Source organism: Bradyrhizobium sp. UBA2491, assembly GCF_002341725.1.
Taxonomy (GTDB): Bacteria; Pseudomonadota; Alphaproteobacteria; order Rhizobiales; family Xanthobacteraceae; genus Bradyrhizobium.
In genome coordinates, this window is record NZ_DDOP01000065.1 from 24294 (window position 1) to 36382 (window position 12089).

Sequence of the window (12089 nt, forward strand, 5' to 3'; positions counted from 1 at the left end):
CTGCTGCCGCCCGACAACGCCACCGGCAATTTCACCAAGGTGGTGCAGCGGATTCCGGTCCGGATCCGGTTCGACAAGGGCCAGCCATTGCTCGAGCGGCTGCTGCCCGGCATGTCGGTCGTCACCCGCATCAACACCGGCGAGGCGGCCGCCAATGGCGGAAAGTGACGACCTCGATCGCGGCCCGGTCTCGCGCGGCGACGTTGCGCGCTATCCGCTGTTCGCCGTCGTCGCCGTGCTGCTCGGCGCATTCCTGGCGAATTTCGACAGCCGCCTGACCTCGGTCGGACTGCCCGATCTGCGTGGCGCGTTCTCGCTGACCTTCGACGAAGGCGCCTGGCTCTCGACGGCTGCGATCGGCTCGCAGATCTTCGTGGCGCCCGCGGTGGCCTGGCTCGCCACCGTGTTCGGGCTGCGCCGCGTGCTCGGGATCCCGAGCCTGCTCTACGCCGTGGTGTCGCTGGTCATCCCGTTCGTGCACGACTTCGCGCTGCTGATTCCCCTCAGCATCGTGCACGGCATGCTGCTCGGTACTTTCGTGCCGGCGACGCTGATGATCATCCTGCGCAACCTGCCGATCCGCTGGTGGTTGCCGGGGATCGCGATGTATTCGATCCGGGTCGGCTTCGCACTGGACTCGTCGAGCTCGCTGGTCGGGTTCTATGTCGAGCATCTCGGCTGGCAGTGGCTGTATTGGCAGGGCGTGGTGATCGCGCCGCTGATGGGCCTGATGGTCTATCTCGGCACCCCGAACGAGCCGGTCAATCGCGACCTGCTGCATCATGCCGATTGGGGTGGCATGCTGCTGCTCGGCGCCGGCGTGGCGATGGTCTATGCCGGCCTCGATCAGGGCAACCGGCTGGACTGGCTGTCGTCGGGCACCGTGATGGCGCTGTTGATCGGGGGCGGGCTGTTGATCATCGCCTTCATGATCAACGAGATGGTCGCGCCTCGGCCCTGGGCGCATTTCAACGTGCTGTTCTCGCGCAATGTCGGGCTCTCGCTGATCGTCATCCTGCTCTACACGCTGACCAGCCTGTCCAATTCGTCGCTGGTGCCGAATTTCCTCGGCACCGTCACCGCGCTGCGGCCGGAGCAATCGGGCGCGCTGCTGTTCATCTACGGCGCGCTGCCGATGTTCGTGCTGGTGCCGTTCTCGATCGTCCTGCTCCGGCATCTCGATCCGCGTGTCGTCGTCGTGCTCGGCTTCGCGGCATTCGCGGCGGCCAATCTCTGGGGCACCCAGCTGAGCCATGTCTGGGCGCGCGAGGACTTCGAAGGTATCGTGCTGCTGACATCGATCGGGCAGGCGTTCACGCTGCTGCCGATCATCGTGATGGCGTTGGCGAACGCCGATCCATCGCGGGCGACGGCTTTCGCGGCCTATATCCAGATCATGCGGCTCGGCGGCGCCGAGATCGGCATCGCGTTGATGGGGACCTGGCTGCGTGTCCGCGAGCAGATCCATTCGAACTATCTCGGACAGCATGTCCAGAACGGCGATGTCGATGTCGTCAACCTGCTGAAGCGGCTGGCGGGCGAGTTCTCCAGCCATGGCATGGGGACGGCAATGGGGCGCGCCGTCGGCATGCTCGCCGCGCTGGTGCAGCGCGAGGCCAATACGCTGGCCTATATCGACGGCTTCTGGCTGTGCTTCTGGTTCGCCATCCTGGCGCTGCTCCTGGTCGCCCTGATCACGCGCGCGCCGGAGGGCCCGCTGTCGCCGGTACCGCCTGGCGTCGTGAAGATCGTGATGCGCAGGCTCGGCCTCGCGTCGACCTGACGGCGCAAGTCCGCGCCGAGTCACCGCATCGAGATTTCCTGACGCCGGTTCGGTTCCATCAGTTCGCGGCGCGGGCCGGACAGCCGCTTGTACATGTGGACCATGAACGCCATGCCGAACAGCGGCGTCGCCAGGTTGACGATCGGGATCGAGACGAACGCTGCGATGAACAGGCCGGCGGTGAAGACCGTCGCCGCGTTCTCCTTGCGCATCGCCTTGGCATCATCAGGTGAGCGGAACCGCATCGCCGCGAGCTCGAAATATTCGCGGCCCAAGAGCCACGCGGTCGCGATGAAGAAGATGATGAAGCCCACGCCCGCGAACAGCACGAATGGCAGCGCAACCACGTAGACCAGGATCGTCAGCAGCGCCGTCTTGACGCCTTCGACGGTGGCGAGCGTGACCGGGAGCGCCACGCCGGGGTGGTCGGCCGGATAGTGCTCGCGCTCGACATGGTCGGCGACATCGTCGACAAACAGGCTCGCCACCAGCGAGGTGATCGCGGGCATCAGGAAGATGCCGCCGAGCACGACGCCGAGGCCCGCCGCGATCGAGATCACCCACGACAGCACATGCAGCATGGAATGGAAGCCGGGGCCGAGCATGCCCTCGGCCCAGACCTCGCCGGAGTCGGCAAACCAGCTCAGCAGCCGCTGCAATCCGATCGCCAGCACGGTGATCAGCACCAGCGCAAGCCCGATCGAGCGCCACAGGATGGTGCGCATCGGCGGCGACAGGATTTGCGAAAGCGCCTTGACGGCGGCGTCCAACATGATCGGGTTACCTCTAGCAAATGACGAGCGAGAGGTAGCCACCCAATATGGCTTCGGCAAGTGCCGTTTGTGCCGCGGTCAAAGCGTTTTCAACCGAAGCCTGTCCCGCACGTGATGCGGGACGGGCACCGGCTTCGCGCCAAGGAACGCGCGGGGGAACCTAGGCGTCGAGCGGCCTGCCGCGGACATTGGGTCCCCAGATGCCGATCGCCACGATCACGATGATCATTGCCGCGGTGATCAGGCCGAACACCCCGCCGACGCCGGCCTCCTTCAACATGAACGCCACGATGAAGCCGGAGAAGGTCGCGCTGAGCCGGCTCATCGAATAGACCAGCCCCGCCGCGCGCGCCCGGATCGCGGTCGGGAACACCTCGGTCTGGTAGGCGTGATAGGCGTAGGACAGCGTCATGTTGGCGCCGGTCACCAGCACGCCGCTCGCGATCAGCAGCACCGGCTCGGTGAGCTGCGCGAAGGCGAGGCCGAATACCGCGATCGCGGCGGCGGCGCCGCAGATGATCCATTTGCGCTCGAAGCGATCGGCGAAGGTTGCGGCCAACAGCGGTGCGAGCGGATAGGCGACCGCGATGATGAATGAGTATTGCAGGCTCTTGGTGACGTTGATGCCCTTCTCGACCAGCAACGCCGGAACCCAATTGGAGAAGCCGTAGACGCCGAACGCCTGGCAGAGATTGAAGATCATGAACAGCACGACGAGCGAGGCGTAGGGCGGCCTGAACAGGTCGGCATAGCCGGCCTCGGCCCGTGGGCGCGGCGGCGCCACCGCGGCCGCAACGATGGGGCGAGCCGCCGCGGGACCTGCGGCGGCTTCGAGCGTCCGCATGATCCTTTCGGCCTCGGCAGCGCGGCCATGACGAGCCAGCCAGAGCGGGCTCTCCGGCACGTAGAGCCGTAGCACCCAGATGATTATGCTGGCGGCCGCGCCGATCAGCACGACCCAGCGCCAGCCGTCGATGCCGTGCGGCGAGAGCGGCACCAGCCACCACGACAATGCGGCGACGATCGGCACCGCCGACAGCATCACCGCCTGGTTGATCGCAAAGGCCCGGCCGCGCATCCAGCTCGGCACCAGCTCGGTGATGTAGGCGTCGATGGTGATAACCTCGATGCCGATCCCGATTCCGGCGATGAAGCGCCACAGCAAGAGGCCGCTAGGGGTGGTCTGGCACGCCATGATGACCGACGCCGCGCTGTAGAACAGCAGCGACCAGGTGAACACCGCCTTGCGCCCGTAACGATCGGCGAGGAAGCCGAGGCAGAAGGTGCCGATGAACAGGCCGGCGAAGGTCGCCGCGACGAAGGCGCCGATCCCGGAGAAGCCGAAGAAGGCCTGGGTCGTCGTCGTCATCAGCCCGCTGCGGGCAAGGCCCGGCGCGATGTAACCGGTGAAGAACAGGTCGTAGATTTCGAAGCAGCCGCCGAGCGAGAGCAGGATCACCAGCCGCCAGACATAGGCGGATGCGGGCAGCGCCTCGAGCCGCCGTGAGATCTGGTCCGGTCCGCTGGTCGTGGTGGCGGGATCGGCAACCGAGCCGAGTTCGATGGCGCTCATGATGGTCCTCCCCGTGTGGTCCAGTGGCCGCCTTTCTTGCGAAGGCGTTCCGGTCGCGCATGTTTGGCAGCCGCAAGCCAGAAATCCAGACGAACATATCGAAGCAATCGTTCGATATTTTCGATCTCAGATCAGGAGCGTTGCTTCCCAGGCGCCGCGGCCGACCTGATCGGCGATCAGGGAGCGGATCAGCCGGCACATCTCCTCCATGACGTAGGTCATCGGGCGGTTGCGCAGGCGGCAGAGATAGAGCGTGCGGGTCAGTGTTGGCTCGACGACCTCGCGCGCGACCAGCAATCGCGCCTTCAACGGCTCGCTGACGAAATGCGTCGTCGCGATCGTGCAGCCGAGGCCCGCGGTCAGCGCGCCGATCATGCCGCTGGTCGAATTGAGATGCAGGATCGCATTGGCCTCCAGCCGCTTCAGCGGCACGGGATCATCCAGCAGCGCACGCGCCGACAGCCCGTGCCGCAACAGGATCAACGGCAGCCTTGCCACTTCCTCGAAGCTGATCGGGGCCTTCTTGCCGATCAGCTTCTCGGTGCCGACGCAGAACATCTGCTCTTCCAGCACCGGCTCGGCGATCAGGTCTTTTTCGGAAGGCGGATTGTAGACCAGCGCGAGGTCGACGTCGGAGCTCAGCAGGTGCAGCAGCGTCGCGCCCGACAGGCTCTCGGTCAGTGACAGTTTCAGGTTGGGATATTTGGTCAGCACGGTCCGCATCAGCGGCACGCCGATCGCCTTCATCCCGGAATTGGCCATGCCGATCGAGATGTCGCCCGCGATCTCGCTGCCGCCTTCCTTGATCTCGCGCTCGGCCGCTGCCATGGCGCGCAGGATGATGCGGGCATGCTCGTAGAGCCGCTCGCCCGCGGCGGTCGGTTCCATGCCGCGTGGCTTGCGCTCGAACAGCGGGGTGGCGAACTCAGCTTCGAGGTTGGCGATGTGGTGGCTGAGCGCGGATTGCGCGACATTGGCCTGGTCCGCCGCCCGCGACAGGTTGCGCTGCTCGTAGACGGCGATGAAATAGCGAAGCTGGCGCGAATCCATCGGGGTTCAGCGTTCTGGAATGACGAACACACTATTCGACAGATTATATTTTTCAGATAGCGTACGGAAGCCTAACCTGCGCCGATCAGGGAGCGTTTTCGCCCGACGAAAACGCGTCGAAGCCAGAGCGCAACGAGCACGGAGAAACCGATGACCGGGAGCGGACTGCCGCTGGAGGGCGTGAGGGTCGTCGAGATGACCCACATGGTGATGGGGCCGACCTGCGGCATGATCCTGGCGCAACTCGGCGCCGAGGTCATCAAGGTCGAACCTCCCGCCGGCGACAAGACGCGCTCGCTCGGCGGCATGGGCGTCTCGTTCTTTCCGCTGTTCAACCGTGGCAAGCGCAGCGTCGTGCTCGATCTGGCCAGGCCCGAGGATCGCGAGACGATGCACCTTCTGCTCGCCAGCGCCGATGTGTTCCTGGAGAATTTTCGCGACGGCCAGCTCGACAAGCAGGGGCTCGGGCCTGAAGAACTGCGCGCGAAATATCCGCATCTGATCATCGCCGGCCACAAGGGCTTTCTCTCCGGCCCCTATGATCATCGGCCGGCGCTCGACGAGGTCGTGCAGATGATGTCGGGGCTCGCCGCGATGACCGGCACGCGCGACAAGCCGCAGCGCGTCGGCTCCTCCGCCAACGACATCATGGGCGGCATGTTCGGGGTGATCTCGATCCTCGCCGCGCTCTATCAGAAGCGCGGCGGCAACCGGAACGGCGCCGATATCCGCATCGGCCTGTTCGAGAATTGCCTGTTCCTGGTCGCCCAGCACATGGTCGAATACGAGATGACCGGGCGCAAGCCGCGCTCGATGCCGGAGCGCGAGCATGCCTGGCCGATCTACGACATCTTCGATACCGCCGGCGGCGACCGCATCTTCATCGGCGTTGTCACCGAAGGTCACTGGCAGAGCTTCTGCCGCGAGTTTGGCCTGACCGAATTCGCCGACGATCCGACGCTGCGCACCACGACAGACCGCATCATGGCGCGCGACCGCATCATTCCGCGCGTCGCCGAGGTGATCAAGCGCTGGAACGTGGCCGACCTCTCGGCGCGGCTCGATGCGCTGAACATCTGCTTCTCGCCGATCAACCGGCCGGAGGATTTGTTGCAGGACCCGCACGTGCTGCGCCCCGGCGGGCTGGTCAACAATTTGAACGCCGACGGCAAGCCGTTCCGTGTCCCGGCGCTGCCGCTCGAATGGAACGGCCACAATATCGGCGAAGGCCTGAAGGTGCCGGTGCTCGGCGCCGATACCGAGGCGGTACGCGCCGAGCTCGACCAGCAGACCATTTCATCAACCGGCAACGCTGCGTGAGGCTGACATGACCCGCGTCCACGACATCTATCCCGACAACAGAGTGAGCCTGCGCGAGGTCGGCCTGCGCGACGGCCTGCAACTGGTGAAGAGTTTCCCGTCGACCGCGGCGAAGCAGCGCTGGGTGCGCGACGAATACGCCGCCGGCGTCCGGCATTTCGAGGTCGGCTCGTTCCTGCCGGCCAGGACCTTCCCGCAATTCGTCGATGTCCGCGACGTCGTCGCCACCATCGCGGCGCTGCCCAGCGCGCACGGCGTCGCGCTGGCGCTGAACGAGCGCGGCGTCAACGAGGCGCTGGCCTCCGGCGTCGCCGAGATCGCCTCGGTGGTGTCGGCGACCGAGGAGCACAGCCAGGCCAATGCCAACCGCTCGCGCGAATCGGCGATCGAGAACATCAAGCGGCTCTGCGAGCTGCGCGACGCCAGCGCGCACAAGCCGCTGGTCAATGCCGCGATCTCGATGGGGCTGGGTTGCTCGATCGTCGGTCCGGTCGATCCGAGCGAGGTGCTGCGCCTCACCGAGAAGCTCTACGAGGTCGGCGTCGACATGGTCGCGATCGCCGATACCGTCGGCTATGCCGGGCCGAAGGCGGTTGGCGAGCTGACGCGTGGTGCGGTGAAGATCGCGGGATCGAAGCCGGTCTGCGTCCATCTGCACGACACCCGCGGCATGGGCATCGCCAACGCCTCCGCCGCGCTCGATGAGGGCGCCCGCGTGCTCGACGGTTCGCTCGGCGGCCTCGGCGGCTGTCCGTTCGCGCCGGGCGCCACCGGCAATGTGGTGTTCGAGGATCTCGTCTTCCTGTGCGAAAGCAAGGGATTTCCGACCGGCATCGATCTCGACCGGTTGGTCGAGGTGCGATCGATCCTGAAAGCCGAGATGCCGGGCGAAGCGCTCTATGGCGGCCTCGCCCGTGCCGGCCTGCCGCGCGGCGCCAAAGCGAAGGCGGCGTGACTTTCTCCCTCGCCCCGCTCTTGTCCGCCGACGCCCGCCTTTGGGCGAAGGCGGATGCGGGGAGAGGTAGGCTTACTCAATCATGCGTATGTTTATGTCCCCGCTTGCGCGGCTTCTTGTCCGCCGCCGTCGGGATCATCACGACGCGGCCGTAACGCACGCCGCGCTCGGCGATGACATGGTCGGCGAGATGGCGGACCTCGCTGCTGGCGCCCTTCAGCGCGGTCACCTCCATGCAGCTGTCGTCGTCGAGATGGACATGCAGCGTGGCCAGTGACAGGTCGTGATGGCCGTGGAAACTCTGCACCAGGCGTTTCGACAGGTCGCGCGCGGCGTGATCATAGACATAGACCAGCGCTGCGACGCATTGCCCTGACGGGGTCGCCTCAGCGCCTTGCTGGAGACCGGCGCGCGTCAGGTCGCGGATGATCTCGGAGCGGTTCTGATAGCCGCGCGCTTCGGCGGCGGCGTCGATCTCCGCGAGCAGGTCATCCTCGATGGTGATGGTGATGCGTTGCATGGGCTATCCGTGTTGCTGAGCGCGAATATGATATATTTCTTGTAACGTCATACCGTGCTTGCTAGCGTTCGCTGGTCGGGATGGGTTGAAGCTGGTGCGGTCGTCGCGTGACTGTAACAGGTATCACGCGGGGGCATGGGTGTTGCGTCGTTCTGTATGGCGGATATTTCCCGCCGCCGCATCCATTGCAGCATTTGCACCGGCCGCCGAAGCGCAGACGGCTGCCGCCGCGCCCGGACAATTGCCACCGGTGACGGTGACGTCGCCCGATCAGACCTCGCCCAAGCGTGCCAGGCCATCGCAGCGCCCGCATCCTGTCGCCGCCCGCGTCCGCAGGCCGGCTGCGCCGCAAGCCAATCAATCCGCTTCTGCCGCCGGCGGCGTCACCGGCGGCTCTGCCACCATATCCGCCAATCTGCAACCGACCGCCGCGAGCGAGCGGCAGATCAGCGGCGAGGAATTGAATGCACGACCGGTGTCGCGCGTCGGCGAGGTTCTGGAGGCAGTGCCGGGCCTGATCGTTACCCAGCACTCCGGCGAGGGCAAAGCCAACCAGTATTTCCTGCGCGGCTTCAATCTCGATCACGGCACCGATCTCGCCATCACCGTCGACGGCATGCCGGTCAACATGCCGACCCATGGCCACGGCCAGGGCTATGCCGACATCAACTTCCTGATCCCCGAGCTGATCCAGTCGGTCGACGTCCGCAAGGGTCCGTATTTCGCGGACAAGGGCGATTTCGCATCCGCCGGCGCGGTCGACATCAACTATCTGAATGGGCTGCCGAAGAATATCGCCGAGATCACGGTCGGCAGCTTCGGCTATCAGCGCGCGATGGCCGCGGGCTCCACCAAGCTCGGCGACGGCACCTTGGTCGCGGCTTTCGAGGCCAACAAATACAACGGCCCGTGGGACGTGCCCGACAATATCCGCAAGCTGAACGGCGTGCTGCGGTACAGCCAGGGCACCGCGACCGACGGCTTCTCGCTGACCGCGATGGCCTACTCCAACGGCTGGAATTCGACCGACCAGGTGGCGCAGCGCGCGATCGACCAGGGTCTGATCGACCGCTACGGCTCGCTCGATCCGACCGACGGCGGCACCTCGAGCCGGTTCAGCCTGTCGGGCAATTGGGCGCAGTCGAGCGACTACGGCCAGACCAAGCTCAACGCCTATGTGATCCGCTCCTCGCTGCAACTCTACAACGACTTCACCTACTTCCTCGATGATCCCGTCAATGGCGACCAGTTCAGCCAGACCGACAGGCGTACCGTCTACGGTGTCGACGCCAGCCACGCCTTCGATGTCCGTGTTGCCGGGATCGATACCCAGACCCGGGTCGGCGTGCAGACCCGCTATGACGACATCAATGTCGGCCTGTTCAAGACCGCGCAGCGCGAGATCCTGTCCACCGTGCGCAACGATCAGGTGCAGGAGGGCAGCGTCGCGCTGTGGGCCGATACCACCGCGCGCTGGACCGACTGGCTGCGCACCACGGTCGGTATCCGCGAGGACTATTTCGCCGGGCATGTATTGAGCGACACGCCGCAGAATTCCGGCAACGCGCAGGCGGCGATGACGAGCCCGAAGGCCGGCATCGTGCTCGGTCCCTGGTACAAGACCGAGTTCTACGGCAATGCCGGCTTCGGCCTGCATTCCAACGATATCCGCGGTGCGACCATCACGGTCGATCCCAACGACAAGATCACGCCGCTCGAACGCGTGCCGCTATTGGTGCGCTCGAAGGGCGCCGAGCTCGGCATCCGCACCAAGGCGATCGACGGGCTGACCTCGTCGCTTGCCGTGTTCGTGCTCGACTTCGATTCCGAATTGCTGTTCGTCGGCGACGCCGGCACCACCGAGCCGAGCCGGCCGAGCCGGCGCGTCGGCGTCGAGTGGACCAACCAGTACAAGGTGCTGCCGTGGATGAGCTTCGATTTCGATCTCGCCTATACCCGCGCCCGCTTCACCGATTTTGATCCGGTCGGCAATTTCATTCCCGGTGCGCCGGCCTGGGTCGCCAGCGGCGGCGTCACCTTCGGCCGCGACACCGGCTGGTTCGGCAGCCTGCGCGCCCGCTATTTCGGTCCGCGCCCGCTGATCGAGGACGACAGCGTTCGCTCGCTGTCGTCATTCATCGTCAATGCCCGTGCCGGCTACAAATTCGACAACGGGATGCGGCTGCAACTCGACGTCCTCAATCTCTTCAACGCCCAGACCAACCAGATCGAATACTACTACCTGTCGCGGTTGCCGGGCGAGCCGATCGACGGCGTCGGCGACCGCCATGTGCATCCGGCCGAGCCGCTCGCCGTCCGGCTGACGCTGGCGGCGACGTTCTGATCAGTCATAGGCGCGACGGTTCGAGCTGAAATCCTCGACCTCGGGGTGGACGGCCGGCGTTGCGTCATACGGCGGCACGATCAGCATCACGACCCGTCGGGTCCGGCCGGGCCGGCCCAGCAGCATGGCCCGGGCATCGAACTCGGTGCGGATGACGTCGGTCGCGCGCAAGGTCGTGCGCGCCATCCAGCTCAGGCAATCCGGTTGGTCGGCGAAGCACAATGCGGCCCAGCCGCGATCGAGCGTGCTCTTGCGCGGCAAGCCCCAGGTGTATTGATAGGCAAACGGCCGCGAATAGAACGGATGGTCCGGACTGTAGAACGCAGCGGCGAAGGCCAGCGAATCGTCGCCGCTGACCGCCGTGAGCGGCGTTGTGGCGGCGTTGTGCCATCGTGTGGTGAGCTCCGCCGCGACGGCATGATAGAAGTCGCGGCCCTCGTCATAGCCGCGCGCGTTGCGATAGAGCGCGTGGAGCGGCGCTCCGACGACGACCGCGAGAACGGCGATCCCGGCGACCATCACCGTCAGGTTGACGACGTAGAAGCGCTCGATCGGATAGCTCGCTGCGCACACGATCAGAACGACGAACAGGAACAAGCCTTGCACCGCCCACAGCGATGGCAGGTCGGTGCCGACCACGAGCGAGACGAGGGCCGGAAACATGATGGTCCCGATCGCGATCAGCAGCAGCAGACGGAGCCCTGCATTCATCGCGCGAAAATCCGCCGGCCACCGCGCCAGTCGCGGGCCGGCAATGAACACCCAGGTCACCGCCGCGACCGAGAGCGCCGCGCTCAGTCCCATGATGAAGTAAGCGACCTCCCACAGCGCCGCGACGTGATCGGCGCCGGCATGCGCGAGTGCATAGTCGAATGTGGTCGCGCCCGTCGTGGCGAGCCAGTGCAGATGCGCTGCGAGCACGAGCGTCCCCGCCAGCGTCGAGATCCAGGGCGAGGCCGACAGCAAATAGCGGCGGCGGTCCGGATGCAGCATGGCGGCAAGGCCGAAGCTCGCGACCAGGAAGATCGAATAATACTTGCCGAGCATCGCGAGCGCGCAGGCCGCACCGGCCGCGATCGCCCAGCGCAGCTGCTTCGGCGCCTCGAACGCCCGCAGGAAGCAGTAGGTCGCCAGCGGCCAGGATGCCAGCAGCACCGTGTTGGCGTTGAAGCGCTGGGCGTGGAACTGATAGACCGGCAGCAGCATCAACAGCAGCAGCACGATCACCCGCTTCTCGCCGCGCACGAAGCGGCGCGAGATCAGGTCGACCGCCCAGAGCGCCACGGCTGCGTTGACCATCGCCATCAGTTGCAGCGACCAATCGGTCAGGGGGAAGATCGTGGTCCAGCCCCGCGCGATCCAGCCCATCAGCGGCGGATGCTTGGGATATCCCCATGCGAGGTGCCGGCCGAGCGTCCAGGTCTCGAGCACGTCGGGATGCAGGCCGGCGCCGAGATAGGCGATCACGAGATAGCCGGTCCAGATCGCGACGAAGAGCGCGAGCAGCAGCGGGATCGACCAGCCGGTCTCGATTCCCTCCAGCCATGTGATGAACGGACGGCGCCAGCGCGCCGGATCCTTGTCCGACGCCGCGGCCATCGCCGAGAAACTGATCAACGAAAACACCGTAAAACTACCGAAAGAAAATATGCCGAAGCGCGCGCACCCTAGTGATGCGTCCGCGAGAACTCAACGGCGAAGCCGGGCAATGAGACGGATTCCAGGCCGGGTTGACGGAACTGTCCGCATCGCGTGAGGGCCTTGCAGGCCT

At 65.7% G+C, this 12089-nt stretch carries 9 protein-coding genes and 1 pseudogene; 5 read left to right on the plus strand and 5 right to left on the minus strand.

Features of this window, described 5'->3' with window-relative positions; translation table 11 throughout:
* Together B2W55_RS21350 and B2W55_RS21355 are read left to right on the plus strand one after the other, a co-directional pair.
* A pseudogene (locus B2W55_RS21350) lies at positions 1 to 168 on the plus strand (HlyD family secretion protein); the annotation flags it as partial.
* Entirely contained in the window at positions 155 to 1783 is a 1629-nt protein-coding gene (locus tag B2W55_RS21355; RefSeq protein WP_024584276.1) for an MFS transporter, read from the plus strand. The pseudogene B2W55_RS21350 and the gene B2W55_RS21355, both read left to right, overlap by 14 nt.
* A 20-nt stretch (positions 1784 to 1803) precedes the next feature.
* On the opposite strand, the gene B2W55_RS21360 is transcribed toward B2W55_RS21355, so the two are convergent.
* From B2W55_RS21360 to B2W55_RS21370, 3 genes are all read right to left on the minus strand, one after another.
* Positions 1804 to 2556: a sulfate transporter family protein gene (locus tag B2W55_RS21360; protein WP_024584277.1), complete on the minus strand. Its 753-nt coding sequence runs from the start codon at positions 2554 to 2556 to the stop codon at positions 1804 to 1806.
* A 160-nt stretch (positions 2557 to 2716) separates the two neighbouring features.
* Positions 2717 to 4129 carry an MFS transporter gene (locus B2W55_RS21365; protein WP_024584278.1) on the minus strand — a complete coding sequence of 471 codons (1413 nt, stop codon included), beginning with the start codon at positions 4127 to 4129 and terminating at the stop codon, positions 2717 to 2719.
* Between the two features lie 126 nt (positions 4130 to 4255).
* The gene (locus B2W55_RS21370) at positions 4256 to 5179 is read right to left on the minus strand and encodes a LysR family transcriptional regulator (protein WP_024584279.1); all 924 of its coding nucleotides are present in this window, start codon (positions 5177 to 5179) and stop codon (positions 4256 to 4258) included.
* A 150-nt stretch (positions 5180 to 5329) separates the two neighbouring features.
* Here B2W55_RS21370 and B2W55_RS21375 point away from each other — a divergent pair, with 150 nt between their 5' ends.
* Positions 5330 to 6499 carry a CaiB/BaiF CoA transferase family protein gene (locus B2W55_RS21375; RefSeq protein WP_024584280.1) on the plus strand — a complete coding sequence of 390 codons (1170 nt, stop codon included), beginning with the start codon at positions 5330 to 5332 and terminating at the stop codon, positions 6497 to 6499.
* Between the two features lie 7 nt (positions 6500 to 6506).
* Positions 6507 to 7454, plus strand: coding sequence for a hydroxymethylglutaryl-CoA lyase (locus B2W55_RS21380; protein ID WP_024584281.1), 948 nt, complete (start codon positions 6507 to 6509; stop codon positions 7452 to 7454).
* 76 nt (positions 7455 to 7530) lie between these two features.
* Here the strand turns inward: B2W55_RS21380 and nikR are convergent, their stop codons facing one another.
* Complete coding sequence (nikR, locus tag B2W55_RS21385; RefSeq protein ID WP_024584282.1) at positions 7531 to 7974, minus strand: nickel-responsive transcriptional regulator NikR; 444 nt, start codon at positions 7972 to 7974, stop codon at positions 7531 to 7533.
* Positions 7975 to 8230: 256 nt separating this feature from the next.
* On the opposite strand from nikR, the gene B2W55_RS21390 reads away from it, so the two are divergent.
* Positions 8231 to 10318: a TonB-dependent receptor gene (locus B2W55_RS21390; RefSeq protein WP_414631655.1), complete on the plus strand. Its 2088-nt coding sequence runs from the start codon at positions 8231 to 8233 to the stop codon at positions 10316 to 10318.
* Here the strand turns inward: B2W55_RS21390 and B2W55_RS21395 are convergent, their stop codons facing one another.
* Positions 10319 to 11917 (minus strand): glycosyltransferase family 39 protein, encoded by a 1599-nt coding sequence (locus B2W55_RS21395; RefSeq protein ID WP_029880001.1) that lies wholly within the window; start codon positions 11915 to 11917, stop codon positions 10319 to 10321.
* Positions 11918 to 12089 lie beyond the last annotated feature (172 nt).